Here is an 18,440-nt window from a genome sequence, read left to right as displayed (position 1 = left end):
AGGCGATTGTTTTTATTTCTTTTTTTTCTTTATCTCGGCTGTCGAGCCGTAGTCCCCAAGGAAGTCATCTTTAAATCCTGTAAAGTCTCCGGCTTCGATCGCCTTGCGTGCGCTGGCGACCATGTTGAGATAGAAACGGACATTGTGTATCGCCGATAGCGTTGCCGACAGGATTTCGTTAGCATTAAAGAGGTGGTGCAGGTAGGCGCGGGTGAAATTTTGACAACAATAGCAGTCGCAGGCCGGGTCAACCGGGTAGAAATCACGTCGATACTGGCGATTGGTCAAGCGCAATTTTCCCCGACTGGTAAATACCGTGGCACTGCGGGCATATCGGGTCGGGATGACGCAATCGAACATATCCATCCCGCGCTCGATGCTTTCGAGAATATCTTCCGGTAGCCCAACTCCCATCAGGTAGCGCGGTTTATTTTCGGGAAGGAATGGAGCGGTGTATTCGACCACCTTTTTCAGCAGGTCCAACCCTTCTCCAACACTGACGCCACCAACGGCATAACCGGGGAAATCCATAAGGGTCAACTGCTCAGCGCATTCTTTGCGCAGATCGGGATAGATCGATCCCTGCACAATACCGAACAGGGCCTGATCATTCCGCCCGTGATGTTTTAAACAGTTTTCGGCCCAGCGCAAGGTTTTTTTGATAGATTTGGCAGAATAATCATGGGTCGCCGGGTAGGGGATACATTCGTCGAAGGCCATGATAATATCGGCGCCCAGATCGTTCTCGATCTGCATCGCTTCTTTGGGCCCAAGAAAGATTTCTTCGCCAGTCAGTTCATGACGAAAATGAACACCTTCCTCACCGATACGTTTATTCGGCAGGGAGAAGACCTGAAACCCGCCACTGTCGGTCAGGATAGGGCGTTTCCAGTTCATAAAAGTATGTAGCCCGCCTGCTTTCTTAACCAGAGATTCCCCTGGCTTAAGGTGCAGGTGATAGGTGTTTGACAGAATGATCTGAGCTTCAGTTTCCTCGACCTGCGCTGGGGTCAGCGCCTTCAACGCTCCGTGGGTCCCTACAGGCATGAAAATTGGGGTTTCTATGGTGCCATGCGGTGTCTTTAAGCGTCCGCGACGGGCAGAGGTTTTTGGATCTTTGTTTAGAAGCTCAAAACTGAACATCGATATCTCCGTTTCATCAGCCTTGTCTGGCGAATTTGTCTGGCGGCAGGGCGATAGACGTATAGCAGAATCGCCGTGCGCACGCAAGGAAGAGTCTGGACTCTTGAATCACGCTTCGCTGGAAAATATACTTCATCGTGCTGAGTACACCCTGTTGGGCTATAAGTTACGGTTGCTGGAGGATTTTGAGCTTCCCGCATATGGATTGTTACGTCTGCGGCGAGAATTGAACCGGCTGTTAAATACAGGGCTAATTGTAGATGCAGAGCGGGAGGAACTTCGCCAACTCTTGCACCCCCCGCGAGCGCTCGATTCAGAAATCCTGCGGCGTACTCAACAGCCAGCGCCTGGGTTTGTGTTGCAGATTGATCAATTGAAGGCTGTTTCTTATGAACCTGGCGATATGCTTTCGCTCAATGTCTGTTTTTTTGGCCGAGGCATAGGACAAATCAAGGTTTTTTCTGGTTTGCTTGAAATTCTTGGAGAAATCGGTCTTACCCTGAACAGGGGTCGCTTTTATCTCGACAGCATAGAGAATAACTGTAATCTCCAGTCTCTGCCGCTGTGGCGGTCTGGCCCTTATCTCCTGACCCCACAACTCCTTGACCTGGCAGAACTTTTTGTGACCCATATTCCGCAAAAAATTACTCTCGAATTTCTGACCCCCGCACGTCTTTTAAAAAATGGTCGACCCCTGTTTAAACCTGACTTTACAGAGGTATTCCCTTTTTTGCTGCGCCGGGTAACCGGAATGTGTGCTATCTGGGCCGAGGTGGAGGATGTCTTTGATGTTGAGTTGCTGATACAGCAGGCTGCACGCGTAAGGACTTTGGCCAACAGATTCTTTTGGCAGGATTGGCGTTCTCTTGATCGTAAAGAAGAGGTCGGAGGCCTGATGGGGAAATTGACCCTAGAAGGAGATGAACTCTTGGACCTCTGGCCAGTACTTAAGATCGGTGAACTTTTAGGGCTCGGGAAAGGTGCAGCTTTCGGTGCCGGGCGGTATCGCCTTTCGTGACCGGATCAGTTGTTCTTACCTCCCCTTCGGGTATAATGGTATCGATCCTATTTACTTTTAAGCCACGGAGGTGCCTATGAAAGACGCTTGGGAAGATCGGGAAAAAGCCCTCGAAAATGGATATTTTCATCGCCAGGAACAGCAACTGATTGAGCAGATGAAAAAGGAAGCAGAATCGACCCTTATCAAGTCACACTGTCACAATTGTTGTCCAAAGTGTGGTGAGCAACTGAAACCCGTAAGTTTTAGAGGCGTGCCGCTCGATCGTTGTGTCAATTGTGGGGGCGTTTGGCTCGGTCCGAATGATTTGAAGATTCTCGCACAAAAAGATCACCGGACCTGGTTTGATCATTGGTTTGGTCAGGAAGAGAATCATTTTTCGGAGGAGGATAGCTGAATTATGCACTGGTTTATGCTGCTGCTTCTGGCTACCCTGATAGCCGGTGGATATTACGTTTACCAGCGTCTTCTTACCATTGAGCGTGAAATTCGCGAGGAACAGAACCTAGTGTCGGATCAACATGAGGAGCATTCATTTGTTGAAACGCCGCCTTTTGATGCCTCAACACCTGAAAAAGCCCCTATTGTAACTACAACTGAAGAAGATCTGGGCGTTGAGATTCTGGCGTTTGTCGCACTGAACCCAGGACTGTCTCAAGCCGAAGTGTATGCGCGCTTTCCTGATAGTGATCGACGTGAACTGCAGAAGAGGTTGCGTAAGTTTGACCAAGCAGGGAGCGTGCGGCGGGAAAAAGAGGGGAGCAGTTACCGCCTTTATCCAGTCTGAAAGGCAATCCTATTATCAAAAAAAGGCCCGTGAGTCTCATACTCACGGGCCTTTTTTTATTCAAGCTGATGTTAGCGCAGGTTGTAGAAAACCTCTTTCCCTGCGAAAACGGCAACATTGTCCAGTTCATCTTCGATACGCAGCAACTGGTTGTATTTGCATACACGGTCGGTCCGACAGAGAGACCCGGTCTTGATCTGGCCAGCATTAGTCGCTACGGCTAGGTCTGCGATAAAGGTATCTTCAGTTTCGCCGCTACGATGAGAAATAACCGCAGTGTAGCCGGCACGTTTGGCCATTTCGATCGCTTCGAGGGTCTCGGTTAGTGTGCCAATCTGGTTGAGTTTGATCAGGATCGAGTTGGCAATGCCCTTCTGAATGCCTTCTTTCAAAATTTTGGTATTCGTCACAAATAGGTCGTCACCGACGATCTGAATCTTGCCTCCCAGCTTTTCGGTCAAAAGTTTCCAGCCGTCCCAGTCATTTTCGGCGAGGCCATCCTCAATCGAGATGATCGGGTAGCGAGCGACCAGATCTTCATAGAAGGCGACAACTTCAGCTGAGGTCTTGATGGCTTGTTTTTCGTTGGCAAAGTTGTACTTGCCGTTTTTGTAAAGCTCTGATGCTGCCACGTCGAGGGCCAGCAGGACGTCTTCGCCCGCTTTGTAGCCCGCAGCCTTGATCGCTTCCATGATGACCTGTAATGCTTCTTCATTGCTGCCAAGGTTTGGTGCAAAGCCGCCTTCGTCGCCAACCGAAGTGTTGTAGCCTTTGTTTTTAAGTACCTTCTTAAGCGCATGAAAAACTTCAGCGCCCATGCGTAGGGCTTCTTTGAAGGTTTCAGCGCCGACCGGCATGATCATGAATTCCTGAATGTCGACATTATTATCGGCATGTTCGCCACCGTTTAAAATATTCATCATCGGCACCGGTAACTCTTTAGCATTAGCTCCGCCGATATATTGATACAACGGCAGGCCTGCCTCTTCGGCCGCAGCGCGTGCACAAGCCATTGAAACACCCAGGAGTGCATTGGCGCCGAGATTGCTTTTGAAATCGGTGCCGTCAAGATCAAGCAACTTGCGGTCAACTCCCACCTGGTCATTGGCTTCGAAGCCGACCAGTTCAGCTGCAATGATGTTATTAACATGCTCAACGGCCTTGAGAACGCCTTTGCCGAGGTAGCGTGTCATGTCGCCATCACGAAGTTCGAGCGCCTCGCGCTCTCCTGTTGAAGCGCCGCTCGGGACTGCGGCGCGCCCCATGACGCCGCTTTCGAGGGCAATTTCGACTTCTACAGTCGGGTTGCCGCGTGAATCAAGAATTTCGCGGGCATATACATCAATAATTTCGCTCATGGCATTCCCCTTGATACGATATGGTGAAAAAGGTATCGTCCTGACTGCCGAGTGCGGTCGGGCCGGATTGGAAAAAGACTCATCTTATAGCAGTGTATTTGCCTATGTGAAGCGCTTTTTATCTGACCTGCCGTTTTTTACCCGAGATCATTCCTGACAAAGTGATACTGATGACCCCCGAACTTTCTATTATCGTCCCCATCTTAAATGAAAATGAACAGTTGCGCTGCCTGCTTACAGATCTTGTGCGCCAGCGAGATGTCGATTTTGAAGTCATCCTGAGTGATGGCGGATCGTCTGATGATCCTGCGGCGGTGGTTTCTGAATATGCGCGATTTTGTGGATTTCGCGTCTCCTTGCTGGTTGGTGCCAAGGGGAGAGGGCGGCAGTTGAACGCAGGGATTTTAAAGGCTAACGCCGGTTGGCTTCTCTTGCTGCATGTTGACAGCCGTTTTTATGACGATCGTGCGCTGCGGAATGCGCTCGATCAAATGAAAGATCATAAGCGTAATCTTGTTGCGGGACGGTTTCCATTGCGTTTTCGTTACCGTTCGCATCATGCGGCAACTCCTGGTTTCTACTATTATGAATGGAAGGCGCGTTTACCCCGTCGGGAATGCATCCACGGTGATCAGGGTTTTATGCTGTCTCGCGAAACCTTTCAGCGCGTTGGTCATTTTCGTGAGAATCTGCCAGTCATGGAAGATACGGATTTTGCCGAGCGCTTACGCCGGATCGGACGCTGGGAGCTCCTGACATCCGAGATTTCAACCTCTGCCCGGCGGTTTGAAACCGAAGGACTCTGGCAACGCCAACTCCTTAACGCTTTGATCATGTGCTTTCGCAGTATCGGTTGGGAAGAATTCTTTGCCCAAGCAATTTCGGTTTATCGTCAGCAGGGGGTGAGTGGTACTTTACGCATGCGTCCCTTTTTTCGTCAGGTGAGGCGTAGTATGCTCGGGCTTCCCTTCGGTCAACGAATGAAAGTCTGGTATCGGAGTGGCAGTTATGTCCAGGGGCACGCATGGCAATTGGCCTTTGCTCTGGATGCGAAGCGAGAATTCAAAAAAGGCGTTCCACCCGGACAGGGGAAGATGACCTGGGTCAAAATTTTCGAACCGATTTACAACCTGTTGACCAACCACCCACCAGGACGTTTGGCTGCAACTGTTCTGCTCTGGATCTGGTTTTATTCAACCTGGTTCTGGTTGCTTTTTGTCGAACGGAGGATTCGGATAAACAAAATAACTTCAGTCTGACAGGTTAGATCCGCCGGGTTTTGTTTGGGAAAAGACTTGACCCGGTTTTCTGGTTTTTGATATATCAAGAAAACTCGATATTATTAATTAAACAAATTTGGATATAGGAATGCTCGAACTTTTTAAAGCGTTGGCTGACCCGACCCGTTTGCGCCTGTTGAACATTTTGCAGCAGGGTGAATTTACGGTGCAGGAGCTGTTAAAGATCCTGAAGATGGGGCAGTCGCGCATTTCGCGGCATTTGAAGATTCTGCTTGAGGCTGGGGTGTTGTCGGTGAAGCGCGAGGGGACTTGGGCCTATTATCGGCTGCAGCCGACCGATTCTCTTTGCGGGCTCCTGCTCCCTTTTCTTAAACCTGAGTTCGAACAACTGGCTGAGGCGGTGACAGATCGAGCAGCGGTCCTTTCGGTACTCGCGGCACGTCGAGAACGCAGCCAACTCTTCTTTGATCGTCATGCCCGCGATTGGGATCATCTGGCGCGGCGGCTGTTGCCGACTCCGCATTATGTTGATCGGTTGCTGACGAGCTTGCCGCTTTCCAGCTGTTTGCTTGAGGTCGGCGTCGGTACAGGTGGATTGCTGGAGGCGTTGCGTCGCAAGAGTGACCGGGTCATCGGGGTTGATCATGCTCCAGCAATGCTGGCAGCTGCTCGACAGCGGCTTAAGGGGTTTGATCCCGACGGTATTGATTTGCGCCTCGGGGAGATGGAACATTTGCCCCTTGAATCATCGTCTGTCGATACCGCTGTTCTCAATATGGTCCTGCATCATGCCTCCGACCCATCGACGGTGTTACGCGAAATCTTCCGCGTACTGCGACCCGGGGGGGTATTGTTCATTGCTGATTTACTACGGCATCAGGAGGAGTGGATGCGTGAAAAGTTGGCAGATCAGTGGCTTGGATTTACCCCTGAAGAATTGTTTGGCTGGGGGAGGAAGGCTGGTTTTAACTCTGTGATGAGTGAGCCTCTGGTTGGTGCAAAATTGGATTACACTGTCATATTGACAGAACTGAAAAAACCATAATCTTCCCGCCTGTGGTTGGCGGAACAAACGATGACAGGAGTTTTTTGAAAATGAGTGTATTTACCGACTACAAGGTTAAGGATTTGAAACTGGCTGCTTTCGGGCGGCGTGAGATAGGCATGGCTGAGGTCGAAATGCCGGGTTTGATGGCGCTGCGTGAGGAGTTTGGTGCTGCCCGGCCGCTTGCAGGCGCGCGGATCACCGGCTCGTTGCATATGACCATTCAAACGGCGGTCCTGATTGAAACCTTGATTGTGCTGGGAGCCGAAGTTCGTTGGGCCTCATGTAATATTTTTTCAACTCAGGATCACGCCGCCGCCGCCATTGCGGCGACGGGGATTCCAGTTTACGCATGGAAAGGGGAGACCCTCGCAGAATACTGGTGGTGCACCGAGCAGGCTCTCTCCTGGCCTGGTGGTCAACTCCCCAACATGATTCTGGATGATGGCGGTGACGCAACCATGATGGTTTTAAATGGTGCTAAATGGGAGCTTGACGGGGTGCCACAATTAAAAGCCGATGACCCTGAAGACTGGGTTGAACTGGTGACCGGCATGAAGGCTTCGATCGCCGAAAAGCGCAACAACTGGACGGCTATCCAGGCGTCAATCAAGGGGGTGACCGAAGAGACCACGACCGGCGTCCACCGCCTGTACCAGCTTCAACGCGATGGCCTTCTGCCCTTCCCGGCGATGAACGTCAACGACGCGGTAACCAAGAGCAAGTTCGACAACGTCTACGGCTGTCGCCACTCGCTGGTTGACGGTATCATGCGTGCGACCGATGTAATGATCTCGGGTAAGGTCGCAGTGGTTTGCGGTTATGGGGACGTCGGTAAGGGCTGTTGCCAGTCGTTGCGTGGCCAGGGTGCACGAGTGATTGTTACCGAAATCGATCCGATCTGCGCCCTGCAGGCACTGATGGAAGGCTACGAGGTCAAGACTCTTGAGGACGTTGTTGCCAGCGCCGATATCTTTGTCACCACCACCGGTAACTTCCATATTATCACTGCGAGTCACATGGCGCAGATGAAACATAACGCTATTGTTGGGAATATCGGTCACTTTGACAACGAGATTGACATGGCAGGTTTGGCGAAAACGCCGGGAATCAAGAAGATCAATATCAAGAATCCCGTTGAACACGGCAATCAGGTCGATCAGTGGGTCTTTGCGGATGGGCACGCGGTGATCGTGTTGGCTGAAGGTCGTTTACTCAATCTGGGGTGCGCTACGGGGCATCCCAGTTTTGTCATGTCAAACTCTTTCACTAATCAGGTCATGGCGCAGATCGAGCTTTACTGCAATAACGAAAACTATGCAAAAGGTGTCTTCGTCTTGCCGAAGACACTCGATGAGAAGGTTGCGCGCCTGCATCTGGATAAATTGGGTGCAAAACTCACAACATTGACCCCCGAACAGTCGGCGTATATTGATATCCCGATTGAGGGACCTTATAAGCCGGATCACTATCGGTACTGAAAAATAAACAGCCCCGACCCATAGGTCGGGGCTGTTTCAAAAAAATCTTGGACACAAAAAGAGTTTAATACCAGGAATCCCGCCAGTTCTTCTCTGCAGAATAGACTTTTTCTCGATTTGTTCACAAATTCGGTTTAATCCTGAGTCCTCAGAATGAGATAAGTCCCCAGTAACAGGAATATCAAATTTGCCGCCCAACCTGCCGCAACCGGCGGGAGGGCACCCGAATAGCCGAAAGCGAGTGCGAGAGACTGCAGGAGGAAGTATCCGACGCCGACCGCCAGGCTTAAACCGACACCTAAGGCGATGCTGCTGCCACGACCACGGCCCAAAGAGAAAGGGACTCCGAGAAAGGCCATGATCAAGCAGGCAAAGGGCGCGGCCAGGCGGGTATGCAGGTCAACCGATAATCGCGTAACATCAAAACCTTCCGCAGAAAGTTTGCGGCGACTCTGCCAGAGATCCAGAGCGCTTTTAAATCGGCTCTGCTCGGCTGCACGGACGAAGTCAGCGGGTTTTCGATCAAAATCGATAACTTTTTTTGTTAATGCCGTTGAACTTACCAGGTCTCCGGAATTGAGATCAAAGGTGCGTTTTTGAGCTTTTGGTGCCCACCAATGACCTTCGCGAAAATAAACCTCCGGGATCTGGGTACGGGATTGAAGGCGGAAATCATTACTCATTTCGAAGATTGAAATTCCCTGTAGACGTTTTTTTTCCGGAAGAGCCAAGGCAACCTTGATGATGCGGTTGCCATCGCGGTACCAGATATGATCACTGTTGAGAGAGGGTTCGGGTTTTCCCTGTAATTGATAGTCGAGCAGGCGGGTGAGTTGACGGGTACTGATTGGCGCCAGAACCTCATTGATCAGGAGATAGCCGATTGATATCAGGCCCACTGTCAACATTAAAGGGCGTACGATTCTCCAGAGACTGATACCGCAAGAGCGGAGGGCCGTAATTTCATTGGTGCGGCCAAGGCTTCCCAGAGTGAGCACTGTTCCCATCAGGATGACCAGCGGGGTGACCTGAACGATGATCAGGGGAAGGCTGTTGATCAGGTAAATAAGGTATTGAGACATGCTGGCTTTATGTTCGATAAAACGGCTGGCCTTTTCGAAAAAATCGACGAGCAAATAGATCCCTACACACGCCATCAAGGTCAGAGTAAAGATTCGCAGAAAATGTTGCAGCAGATAGCGGTCAATCTGTTTCACTTTTTAGCCCTCCCACGCCTGGAAAAAAAACTTGTTCCCCATAGCGAAGGCCAGCTGAATTGTTTTTCGCGAGCAGTCCGGTTAATGAGAAGGATCCCGGCGCTGATGAAAAGCAGGTTGGGCAAGTAGAGTGCGAATGCGGGAGGGACACCCCCCTTGCTGGCGAGGGTAGCGGAGATGTTAAGCAGGACGTAATAGCTTAGTGCTATGCCCAGGGCGAGAGAAAACCCGGCCCCCTTTCCCGAGCGATTCGATTGCAGGCCAAGAGGAATCCCGATAAGGGCGAAAACCAGAGGTGCGACAGAAGTGCTGATCCGCTTGTGCAACTCTACTGCTAGGCGGGTCGCCATGCGCTTATCGGTTGTCTGTCTTTTCGCCGAAATCAGTTGTGATGGACTGTATTCGCCGAGGGACTTCGAGCGCTCCGCATTGACCGCCAACCCTTTGGAAAGATCAAGACTAATATCGTAGGTGCTGAAACCGACCGTCTGGTAGCTGTCAGTTTTTCCACTTTCCAGGTGGTGTATTGTCCCGTCTTTTAACCTGAGGGTCAGGGTTTTGTTTTGCGCATCATGAATAAACTGGCCCTGACGGGCGATAATGTTGGCCGGATTCCCCGCGGCTCTCTCATCTGAAATGAAGACATGCGTCATCTGTTCCTGTTTGTCTTCCGTCGATTCCGCATAGATGATCAGCCCTTCAAAACTATCGTTAAAGACCCCAGCCTGGATGCCGATGCCGGCACGATCGGAGGCTATGGTGAAGAGTTGATCGCGGAACGCTGATTTGCCGAGGGGTTCACCGTACAGAGTTAGATATCCGGTGATTAAGACACACACAATCGAAAAATATAAAATTGGCTTCAAGAGTGTATAGAGACTGACCCCGGTTGATTTCAGGGCAATAAATTCACTGTCTGCTGATAATCTGCCGAAAGCGAGCAAGACACCGAGCAGGAACGATAACGGAATCGTGATACTGAGAAAGGTCGGCAACAGGTAGCTGAAAAGTTTTAGGATACTTATCAGCGGGACACCCTTGTTCAGAACAAGTTCAGTCAGTCCGGGGAGTTTTCCCATGACCAGAATGAAGGTAAATACCACCAACCCAAGAAGGGTCGGGATAAGGGTCTCGTTGAAAATGTAGCGGTTGATGCGGCGTGTGTTCATGGGCGGCATCTTATTACAGCCGGGATAAATCTGTAAATTAATTCGTCTGAAGAATACCCATCAGATAGCGACGAATTTTCTCTTGATTGCAATAGCGGCGCATGGTATAGACCTCGGGTTAATCATTACGCACGCTTTCTGACTGCAACCGGGGTCTCAGCGATACCTGAGCCGGTGGTGGAGAGACGAAAGCGGAGGACTCAAACCGAACTGTAACAAGGAGCAGTAAAATGGCACAAGTAGGGATGAAGCAACTGTTGGAAGCAGGCGTTCACTTTGGTCACCAGACCAAGCGTTGGAATCCAAAGATGAAACCTTATATCTTTGGTGCACGTAACGGTATTTATATTATCGATCTACAAAAGACCGTACGCTATTTTCGTTCTGCCTGTGAATTTATTCAGGAAACTGTCGCAGCCGGTGACAAGGTTTTGTTTGTTGGAACGAAAAAGCAAGCACAGGGTGCCATTGCTGAAGAAGCGCTCCGTGCGGGACAATACTTTGTCAATAATCGCTGGCTCGGTGGCATGTTGACCAATTTTACCACCATCAAGAAAAGTATCGATCGCCTCAAAAAAATCGAGACCATGGCGACTGATGGCACCTTCGAAAAGTTGACAAAAAAAGAAGGCCTGCAGCTTGATCGCGAACGTACCAAACTTGAAAAGAACCTGGGTGGCATCAAAAATATGGCAAAGTTGCCTGGTGCAATTTTTATAATTGACCCCAAAAAAGAAGCGATTGCCGTTCAAGAAGCGAACCGCCTTGGCATTCCGGTTGTTGCGGTTGTTGATACCAACTGTGATCCCGACGGGATCGATTATATTATCCCTGGTAATGACGATGCGATCCGTGCAATCCGGCTTTTTGCTTCGAGCATTGCAGATTCATGTGATGAAGGTCGTGAAAAACAGGCCGCGGCAAAGCAGGGTGCTGCCGAGGGTAAGGATGTAGTCGTTGAAACGGCACCCGCGGCCAAGGCTGCTCCTGCCGTCAAGAAGGTGGTTGCCGTCGAAGAGACTCCTGTAGACAAGAAGGTGGTTGCCGTCGAAGAGACTCCTGTAGACAAGCAGGAGGTTGCCGTCGAAGAGACTCCTGTAGACAAGCAGGAGGTTGCCGTCGAAGAGGCTCCTGTAGACAAGCAGGTGGTTGCTGTCGAAGAGACTCCTGTCGTCGTGCCTGCTCCAGAATAAAGTACGACGCACAATCTGGACATTCCGACGGCTGGGCAGAAGTGCCTGGCCGTTGGCGTAAACAAAACATAAATAAGGTTTTCCGTTTTTGTACGGCGGAAACCTCGGTATGGAGGACAGAAGACGTGAGCATCACAGCATCGATGGTATCTGAATTACGCAAAAAAACTGGCGCGGGGATGATGGACTGCAAAAAAGCGCTGGCTGAAACTGGTGGAAACATGGATGACGCTGTCGACTTTTTACGGAAAAAAGGTCTTTCGGCCGCTGCTAAAAAGTCAGGTCGAATTGCTGCTGAGGGGGTAGTTGTTGCTGCCGCCGAGGGCGCCAGGGGGGTTCTTGTTGAGGTGAACGCCGAAACAGACTTTGTCGCAAAAAATGCGGATTTCCAAAAGTTTGTCCAAGGGATTGCCACACTTTGTCTTAGCAGTGAAGTCGTTGATATTGAAGAACTCAAAACCCTGGCATTCCCTGGTACGGGGCGGACTGTTGCCGAAGAACTCAGTCATCAAATTGCAACAATTGGCGAGAATATGAGTCTTCGTCGGTTTGATCGCTGTAATGCCGGCGTAGGCTGTGTTGTTTCCTATATTCATGGTGCTGGCAAGATCGGTGTCCTGGTTGAGCTAAAAACCAGCTCCACGGATCCTCGGGTCGAAGCCCTTGCTCGTCAGTTTGCCATGCATGTTGCCGCTGCCAATCCGCAGTACCTTAAGCGCGAGCAGGTTCCTTTGGAAATCGTTGATAAAGAGAAGGAGATCATGCGGGTCAAGGCGCTCGATAGTGGAAAACCTGAAAATATTGTCGACAAAATTATCGTTGGCCAGATCAACAAGTATTTTGGCGAGGTTTGTCTGCTTGAGCAGGACTTTGTGATTGACCCCGATCATAAAATTAACAAAATTGTTGAAAAGCTCAGCAAGGAACTAGGTGTTGCCATTGAACTAAGTCGCTTCGTTCGTTATCAGCTGGGCGAAGGCATTGAGAAAAAAGAGGACGATTTCGCTGCTGAAGTTGCCGCTTTGAGCAAGTAAGTTTGCCTGATTGCTAGGGATTGATGTGGCTGAAATCAAATACCGTCGAATTCTTTTAAAGCTTAGTGGCGAGGCTCTTGCGGGTGATCAGGGTTATGGGATTTCTCCCGATATCCTTGTTGCAATTGCAGCAGAAATAGCTGAGGTCGTCGCCAAGGGGGTCGAAGTCGCTCTGGTCATAGGTGGAGGGAACATCTTCCGTGGATTGGCCGCTTCCTCCAAGGGAATGGATCGCGCTAGCGCCGATTATATGGGGATGTTGGCGACGTTGATGAACAGTCTTGCCATGCAGGATGCTCTCGAGAAAAAGGGAGTTACGACCCGGGTTTTGTCCGCTATCGATATGAAACAGATAGCCGAACCGTATATTCGTCGCCGGGCAGAACGTCATCTGGAAAAAGGTCGGGTTGTTATCTTTGGTGCGGGGACCGGGAACCCCTATTTTACGACGGATACCGCCGCCAGTTTACGTGCCATGGAAATTGGTGCAGAAGTCATCCTCAAGGCAACAAAGGTTGACGGGATCTATTCCGCGGACCCTGCCACGGATGAGAATGCAATCAAGTATGATGATCTGACCTACCTGGAAGTATTGCAAATGGGGTTGCAGGTTATGGACGCTACGGCAACTTCACTTTGTATGGATAATAATCTACCAATGATTATCTTCGACTTGACCCGTAGTGGTAACATCATGAAGGTGGTGTGTGGTGAGTCGATAGGCACGATTGTTACGGGAGCTAAAAAACATGGTTAAGGATGCTCTTAGAGAAGGGAAATCTGCGATGGACAAGGCGCTTCAAGCCTTGCGTCGTGATATCGCCAGAATCAGAACCGGACGTGCATCGATAACGCTGCTTGACGATATCCGGGTCGATTATTATGGGACCCCAACGCCGTTGAGTCAGGTTGCAAATCTGAGCGTCCCTGAACCGCGACTGATTGTGATTCAACCTTGGGAGAAAAAACTGATTTCCGATATCGAAAGAGCGATATTTAAGTCCGACCTTGGGTTGAACCCCTCATCAGACGGTCAGATTATCCGGCTGCCGATTCCTGCTTTAACCGAAGAACGACGTAAGGAGATGGCCAAGCAGGTTCGTCGCATTGGCGAAGAAGCCAAAATCTCCATCCGTGGCGCACGTCGTGATCTGAATGAGACCTTAAAGCTTCTGGAAAAGGACAAAGAGATTAACCTTGATGAGATGAAACAGGGTGAAAAGGATGTGCAGCAATTGACCGATGAGTATGTCGCGAAAGTTGATGGGATCGTAAAGGATAAAGAACAGGAACTCATGGAAATTTGAAGAATTCAGATTTCCCTTTTTCAACAAGGAGAAGATAGATGGCGCTTAAAATCACTGAAGAATGTATTGCTTGCGGAACCTGTGTTGATACTTGCCCTCTCGGCGCGATTGCTGAAGCTGGTGATATCTATGCGATCAGCGATGATTGTACCGAGTGCCGCGCCTGTGTTGACAGCTGTCCGGTCAGTGCGATCGTTGACTGAACAGTTGGGAAATAGAGAATAGAAAGGGCGCCTATGGGGCGCCTTTTCTATTGTAACTTCTTAAGGCGAAGGGGTAATTCTTAAACCTTGCGGGAGGTTGTCCAGCCATGCTAATTTTAACGACCTCTAAACTATTCTCTTCTTCCCTCTCGCTGTGAGTTGTTGTTCAGATTCGATGATACATAAAACCGTAAATATCCCACCATTAAGGCATCTGGCCATCATTATGGATGGCAATGGCCGTTGGGCTGAGGCACGTGGACTGCCACGTGTTGCCGGGCATCAACAGGGCGTCAGGACAGTCGTTGAGATTGTTGATGAGTGCGTTCTTCAACAAATATCCTACCTGACACTCTTTGCGTTTAGCTCTGAAAATTGGGGCCGGCCTGAGGCCGAAGTTGAAACCTTGATGGCTTTGTTGCTAGAATTTCTGGCGTCGCAGCGTCAGCGGATGTTGCAAGACGGAGTCAGATTGCGGGTCATCGGTGATCGAGAGCGGCTTTCGGTTAAGGTGCGCAACGCCCTTGATTCTGCTGAGCAGGAGACCCTTTCAGGCGACAAGTTGATGCTCACACTGGCCCTCTCCTACGGGGGCCGCGATGAAATTGTGCGGGCCGCCCGACGCCTCGCCCGCAAGGTTGCGGCAGGGGAGCTCGCCCCGGAAGAGATTGGTGCGACTGAATTTAATGCAAACCTCGACACCGCCGGGGTGCCAGACCCTGATTTGCTGATCAGAACCAGCGGAGAATTAAGAATAAGCAACTTTCTGCTGTGGCAACTCGCCTATGCCGAACTCTATTTTGTTGATGCCTATTGGCCTGATTTCGGGCCTGTTGAATTACGTCTGGCCCTGGAGAGTTATCGACAGCGGCGGCGCCGATTCGGCTTGACCGCGGAACAGACCGCAGAAGGGGAGGGCCTATCAAACAGCGCATCCTGACAGCCCTGATCGCTTTGCCGTTGTTGATTGCTTTTCTTTACTATTCCACTTCGGGGATCTTTGCCCTGGTTGCCGCCGCATTTTCCCTAGTCGGGTTGCTCGAATTCAATCGCATGGCGCTGCAAGCTGAGCGTGTTACAGAGCAATACTTGAGCTCGATAGCTGGCAGCCTTTTGATTATCCCTCTTTACCTGCACCGCTTCGATCTACTCCTGCTTTTTCTAGTTTCATCATTGCTCCTTTTGACCCTGTTGTATCTCTTCAACCTTGGTCCCCTGGATCAGTTGATCTTTCGTTTAGGTTGGCAGATTCTCGGGCTTGTTTATTTACCGCTACTCCTTGGGCATCTGGTTTTACTGCGACAACTGCCTGATGGTCGCGGCTGGGTCTTTTTAGTACTGTTTGCGGTGATGGCTTGTGATAGTGCGGCTTATTTTGTCGGTGTTTCGTTTGGGAAACATAAGCTTTACCCTTCAGTGAGTCCCAAAAAGAGTGTTGAAGGCGCCTTGGGCGGCCTTGTCGGATCTTGCCTGGGGGTCGGTCTTGCCGCCAAACTTTTTCTGCCTGCTTTTGGGTTCGGTCATATCGTTCTGGTCGGTACGCTTATCGGCGTTGTTGGGCAGGTCGGGGATCTCTTTGAATCTTTGCTCAAGCGTGCTTGCGGAGTTAAAGACTCTGGTGGAATTTTCCCCGGTCATGGGGGTATACTCGACCGGCTCGATAGTCTGTTGTTTGCTTTTCCTCTCGCCTATTATCTGGCACAGGTTATCTCCTGATATGCCATTCAGACAGACCATAGAAATATCTGATGTCCAATAATAATAAAAAAGCACTGGCCATTCTGGGGTCCACCGGCTCTATCGGGGTAAGTACTCTGGATATTGTCGCCTCTTTCCCTGAGCGCTACCGTGTCGTCTGCTTGACCGCTGGATCAAATATCAGACTTCTGCGAGAGCAGATCGTGCGTTTTCGGCCAAAACGAGTTGCAGTCGCTGACGATGTTTCAGCAGAACTACTTCGACATGAACTTGGTCATGAAGGCCCTGAGATACTGTGTGGTGTAGATGGCCTGGTGCAGTGTGCTACGCATCCCGAGGTAAAAATGGTAGTCTCTGCGATTGTTGGGGCAGCTGGCCTTGTTCCCACTATGGCAGCTGTCAGTGCGGGTAAGGACATTGCTCTGGCCAACAAGGAGATTCTGGTTGCTGCAGGAGAACTGTTTATGGCCGAGGTCGCCCGACAGGGTGTGCAATTGATACCGGTCGACAGCGAGCATTCAGCAATATTCCAATCTTTGGCAGGTCAACGAAGCGGGGATGTCCGACGCTTAATTTTGACTGCTTCAGGCGGTCCGTTTCGCACGACCAGCATGGATGAATTGCAACGGGTATGTCTTAAAGATGCCCTGGCGCATCCCAACTGGGAGATGGGGAAAAAGATTACCATTGACTCCGCAACTATGATGAACAAGGGGCTTGAAGTGATCGAGGCACGCTGGCTGTTTGATCTTCCGGCCGAACAGATCGCGGTTCATATTCACCCGCAGAGTATTGTTCATTCATTGGTTGAATATTGTGATGGTGCCTTGATTGCTCAATTGGGTATTCCGGACATGAAGACTCCGATTGCCTACGCGCTCTCCTGGCCGGAACGTCTGCATTTGAAACAAAAACCGCTCGACCTGTGTCTCATGGAGGACCTGAGCTTCTCCGAACCTGACCTGCAGCGATTCCCTTGTTTGTCCCTTGCCTATCAGGCCCTTGAAAGGGGAGGCACTTGTCCCGCCGTAATGAATGCGGCCAATGAAATTGCGGTTGCGGCTTTTCTTCAGGAGAAGATTGGCTTTTTACAAATCCCCCAGATTATTGCCAAGGTCATGCTGAGTCATGAGCCAAAGATCATCAGCGCCCTTGAACAGGTACTTGAAGCTGATCTCTGGGGACGACGCTGTGCATCAGACCTGATTGAAGAAGGAGTAAATCGATGACCATCATTTCCGGAATTATTATGCTCGGGATTCTGGTCTTTGTGCATGAGCTTGGCCATTACTGCGTTGCCCGCCTTGCCGGGGTAAAAATTCTTAAATTTTCTCTTGGTTTCGGCCCAAAAATCATCTCAAAAACCTGGGGAGAAACGGAATATCTCGTATGCGCCATCCCCCTGGGTGGTTATGTCCAGATGCTCGGTGAGGGGGGTGGGGAACTCGGGGAAGATGCAGAATTGCTCCCGGCGGAGCGCGAGCGATCATTTGCCGACAAATCAGTGATGCGGCGTTTGGCGATTGTTGCTGCCGGGCCAATGATGAATCTTATTCTGCCTTTTTTGATTTTGCCTGTCACCTACATGGTCGGGACGCAGATCCCGGCTTATATTGATCAGCCTGCCTGCGTCGGTTACGTGACACCGGGCTCTGAAGCGGCCCAGGCCGGTTTTCTCGCCGGCGATTGTTTGCAAAGTTTGAACGATGATCAAGTTTTGACCTGGTCCGACGCCAACAAGGAGCTAGTCAATTTTGCAGGGGAGGCGTTGCGCTTCGGGGTTGTCCGTCAAGGCAAACCAATGGCGGTCGTCATTCCTGCCGAAAATGGCAGCCTTGAAGGTCTGCAGTCTATCGGGATACTTCCTTTACAGCCGGCTGTTATCGGCAGTTTGATGCCGGGTATGCCTGCGGCAGCGGCGGGTCTGCACCGTGGTGACCTCATTCTGCAGATCGCCGGGCAGAAAATCTTTTCCTGGTATGATTTGAAGCGCATCATTCAGCAGACCGAAGGCAAGGAGGTTCTCCTCCTTATTGAGCGCGGTGGCCAAGAGTTACGTATGCCATTGCAACCCAAGCTTCATGATAGTGGGGCCTGGCTGATTGGCATCGGGCCGGAGCAGCAGACTGTCAATAAAAAATTCGGCCCGCTGGCCGCCATCCGTGAGGGAGCAGGTCGAACCATAGAACTTATCGATCTGACCCTGGTCTTTGTGCAAAAACTTTTTACCGGGCACGTCTCTGCCAAGAATATTGGCGGCCCGATTACCGTGGTCCAGATCGCTGGGCAGGCCGCCCAAACTGACATGTCAGCAGTGTTGTCGGTGCTGGCGTTTATTTCGATTCAGCTCGGGATTTTGAACCTGTTGCCGATTCCGATTTTGGATGGTGGCCACATTTTCTTTTATGTTTTCGAGTTGGTGTTTCGTAAGCCGATATCGGTTCGCGCTCGTGAAATTCTGCAGCAGATCGGGCTGGCGTTGCTCATCATGCTGATGATTCTGGCCTTCTATAATGATCTGGCGCGGATTTTCTGGTCGAGTTGAA

General features: G+C 50.6%; 19 protein-coding genes. 15 read left to right on the top strand and 4 right to left on the bottom strand.

The features are described 5' to 3' along the window. Positions 1-12: 12 nt before the first annotated feature. On the bottom strand, positions 13-1,143 hold the full coding sequence (gene tgt / locus D888_RS0110720) for a tRNA guanosine(34) transglycosylase Tgt (protein WP_020676556.1): 1,131 nt from the start codon (positions 1,141-1,143) through the stop codon (positions 13-15). 103 nt (positions 1,144-1,246) lie between these two features. On the opposite strand from tgt, the gene cas6 reads away from it, so the two are divergent. The 3 genes from cas6 to D888_RS0110705 all read left to right on the top strand — a co-directional run bounded on the left by cas6 (position 1,247) and on the right by D888_RS0110705 (position 2,948). Next, the gene (cas6, locus tag D888_RS0110715; RefSeq protein WP_020676555.1) at positions 1,247-2,161 is read left to right on the top strand and encodes a CRISPR system precrRNA processing endoribonuclease RAMP protein Cas6; all 915 of its coding nucleotides are present in this window, start codon (positions 1,247-1,249) and stop codon (positions 2,159-2,161) included. A 76-nt stretch (positions 2,162-2,237) separates the two neighbouring features. Then, positions 2,238-2,558, top strand: coding sequence for a TFIIB-type zinc ribbon-containing protein (locus tag D888_RS0110710; RefSeq protein ID WP_020676554.1), 321 nt, complete (start codon positions 2,238-2,240; stop codon positions 2,556-2,558). 3 nt (positions 2,559-2,561) lie between these two features. Then, positions 2,562-2,948, top strand: a complete 387-nt coding sequence (locus D888_RS0110705; RefSeq protein WP_020676553.1) for a hypothetical protein — start codon at positions 2,562-2,564, stop codon at positions 2,946-2,948. Positions 2,949-3,019: 71 nt separating this feature from the next. Here D888_RS0110705 and eno read toward each other — a convergent pair whose 3' ends face one another. Then, positions 3,020-4,306 (bottom strand): phosphopyruvate hydratase, encoded by a 1,287-nt coding sequence (gene eno / locus D888_RS0110700; protein ID WP_020676552.1) that lies wholly within the window; start codon positions 4,304-4,306, stop codon positions 3,020-3,022. 170 nt (positions 4,307-4,476) lie between these two features. On the opposite strand from eno, the gene D888_RS21395 reads away from it, so the two are divergent. The 3 genes from D888_RS21395 (at position 4,477) to ahcY (ending at position 8,073) form a co-directional block, all read left to right on the top strand. Then, complete coding sequence (locus D888_RS21395; protein ID WP_020676551.1) at positions 4,477-5,565, top strand: TIGR04283 family arsenosugar biosynthesis glycosyltransferase; 1,089 nt, start codon at positions 4,477-4,479, stop codon at positions 5,563-5,565. A 109-nt stretch (positions 5,566-5,674) separates the two neighbouring features. Beyond that, positions 5,675-6,592: an ArsR/SmtB family transcription factor gene (locus D888_RS0110690; RefSeq protein WP_020676550.1), complete on the top strand. Its 918-nt coding sequence runs from the start codon at positions 5,675-5,677 to the stop codon at positions 6,590-6,592. A 50-nt stretch (positions 6,593-6,642) separates the two neighbouring features. Continuing rightward, positions 6,643-8,073 (top strand): adenosylhomocysteinase, encoded by a 1,431-nt coding sequence (gene ahcY / locus D888_RS0110685; RefSeq protein WP_020676549.1) that lies wholly within the window; start codon positions 6,643-6,645, stop codon positions 8,071-8,073. Between the two features lie 134 nt (positions 8,074-8,207). On the opposite strand, the gene lptG is transcribed toward ahcY, so the two are convergent. Next, the gene (lptG, locus tag D888_RS0110680) at positions 8,208-9,290 is read right to left on the bottom strand and encodes an LPS export ABC transporter permease LptG (RefSeq protein ID WP_020676548.1); all 1,083 of its coding nucleotides are present in this window, start codon (positions 9,288-9,290) and stop codon (positions 8,208-8,210) included. After that, positions 9,287-10,459 carry an LPS export ABC transporter permease LptF gene (gene lptF, locus D888_RS0110675; protein WP_020676547.1) on the bottom strand — a complete coding sequence of 391 codons (1,173 nt, stop codon included), beginning with the start codon at positions 10,457-10,459 and terminating at the stop codon, positions 9,287-9,289. Before lptF ends, lptG begins: the two co-directional genes overlap by 4 nt. Before the next feature lie 230 nt (positions 10,460-10,689). Here lptF and rpsB point away from each other — a divergent pair, with 230 nt between their 5' ends. The 9 genes from rpsB to rseP all read left to right on the top strand — a co-directional run bounded on the left by rpsB (position 10,690) and on the right by rseP (position 18,439). Then, entirely contained in the window at positions 10,690-11,652 is a 963-nt protein-coding gene (gene rpsB, locus D888_RS21390; RefSeq protein ID WP_020676546.1) for a 30S ribosomal protein S2, read from the top strand. Between the two features lie 125 nt (positions 11,653-11,777). After that, positions 11,778-12,686: a translation elongation factor Ts gene (gene tsf, locus D888_RS0110665; RefSeq protein ID WP_026362341.1), complete on the top strand. Its 909-nt coding sequence runs from the start codon at positions 11,778-11,780 to the stop codon at positions 12,684-12,686. A gap of 25 nt (positions 12,687-12,711) precedes the next feature. After that, positions 12,712-13,443, top strand: a complete 732-nt coding sequence (pyrH, locus tag D888_RS0110660; RefSeq protein ID WP_020676544.1) for a UMP kinase — start codon at positions 12,712-12,714, stop codon at positions 13,441-13,443. Next, entirely contained in the window at positions 13,436-13,993 is a 558-nt protein-coding gene (gene frr, locus D888_RS0110655) for a ribosome recycling factor (RefSeq protein WP_020676543.1), read from the top strand. The genes pyrH and frr overlap by 8 nt, the downstream gene beginning before the upstream one ends. Before the next feature lie 38 nt (positions 13,994-14,031). Continuing rightward, complete coding sequence (locus tag D888_RS0110650; protein WP_020676542.1) at positions 14,032-14,196, top strand: DUF362 domain-containing protein; 165 nt, start codon at positions 14,032-14,034, stop codon at positions 14,194-14,196. A 175-nt stretch (positions 14,197-14,371) separates the two neighbouring features. After that, positions 14,372-15,136: a polyprenyl diphosphate synthase gene (gene uppS, locus D888_RS0110645; protein WP_033423243.1), complete on the top strand. Its 765-nt coding sequence runs from the start codon at positions 14,372-14,374 to the stop codon at positions 15,134-15,136. A gap of 20 nt (positions 15,137-15,156) precedes the next feature. Beyond that, positions 15,157-15,912 carry a phosphatidate cytidylyltransferase gene (locus tag D888_RS0110640; protein WP_020676540.1) on the top strand — a complete coding sequence of 252 codons (756 nt, stop codon included), beginning with the start codon at positions 15,157-15,159 and terminating at the stop codon, positions 15,910-15,912. Between the two features lie 32 nt (positions 15,913-15,944). After that, positions 15,945-17,123 (top strand): 1-deoxy-D-xylulose-5-phosphate reductoisomerase, encoded by a 1,179-nt coding sequence (locus tag D888_RS0110635; RefSeq protein ID WP_020676539.1) that lies wholly within the window; start codon positions 15,945-15,947, stop codon positions 17,121-17,123. Beyond that, complete coding sequence (rseP, locus tag D888_RS0110630; protein WP_020676538.1) at positions 17,120-18,439, top strand: RIP metalloprotease RseP; 1,320 nt, start codon at positions 17,120-17,122, stop codon at positions 18,437-18,439. Before D888_RS0110635 ends, rseP begins: the two co-directional genes overlap by 4 nt. Position 18,440: the final 1 nt, after the last annotated feature.

It is taken from the genome of Geopsychrobacter electrodiphilus DSM 16401 (assembly GCF_000384395.1).
GTDB classification, from domain to species: domain Bacteria; phylum Desulfobacterota; class Desulfuromonadia; order Desulfuromonadales; family Geopsychrobacteraceae; genus Geopsychrobacter; species Geopsychrobacter electrodiphilus.
The sequence above is the reverse complement of the archived record's forward strand: the minus strand, read 5'-3'. Positions and strand labels throughout refer to the sequence as shown.

Bases quoted from the DNA above. Each gene is read 5' to 3' on its own strand.
- tgt (WP_020676556.1), bottom strand. From the start codon at position 1,143: ATGTTCAGTTTTGAGCTTCTAAACAAAGATCCAAAAACCTCTGCCCGT.
- D888_RS0110710 (WP_020676554.1), top strand. From the start codon at position 2,238: ATGAAAGACGCTTGGGAAGATCGGGAAAAAGCCCTCGAAAATGGATAT.
- D888_RS0110705 (WP_020676553.1), top strand. From the start codon at position 2,562: ATGCACTGGTTTATGCTGCTGCTTCTGGCTACCCTGATAGCCGGTGGA.
- eno (WP_020676552.1), bottom strand. From the start codon at position 4,306: ATGAGCGAAATTATTGATGTATATGCCCGCGAAATTCTTGATTCACGC.
- D888_RS21395 (WP_020676551.1), top strand. From the start codon at position 4,477: ATGACCCCCGAACTTTCTATTATCGTCCCCATCTTAAATGAAAATGAA.
- D888_RS0110690 (WP_020676550.1), top strand. From the start codon at position 5,675: ATGCTCGAACTTTTTAAAGCGTTGGCTGACCCGACCCGTTTGCGCCTG.
- ahcY (WP_020676549.1), top strand. From the start codon at position 6,643: ATGAGTGTATTTACCGACTACAAGGTTAAGGATTTGAAACTGGCTGCT.
- lptF (WP_020676547.1), bottom strand. From the start codon at position 10,459: ATGAACACACGCCGCATCAACCGCTACATTTTCAACGAGACCCTTATC.
- rpsB (WP_020676546.1), top strand. From the start codon at position 10,690: ATGGCACAAGTAGGGATGAAGCAACTGTTGGAAGCAGGCGTTCACTTT.
- frr (WP_020676543.1), top strand. From the start codon at position 13,436: ATGGTTAAGGATGCTCTTAGAGAAGGGAAATCTGCGATGGACAAGGCG.
- D888_RS0110650 (WP_020676542.1), top strand. From the start codon at position 14,032: ATGGCGCTTAAAATCACTGAAGAATGTATTGCTTGCGGAACCTGTGTT.
- uppS (WP_033423243.1), top strand. From the start codon at position 14,372: ATGATACATAAAACCGTAAATATCCCACCATTAAGGCATCTGGCCATC.
- D888_RS0110635 (WP_020676539.1), top strand. From the start codon at position 15,945: ATGTCCAATAATAATAAAAAAGCACTGGCCATTCTGGGGTCCACCGGC.
- rseP (WP_020676538.1), top strand. From the start codon at position 17,120: ATGACCATCATTTCCGGAATTATTATGCTCGGGATTCTGGTCTTTGTG.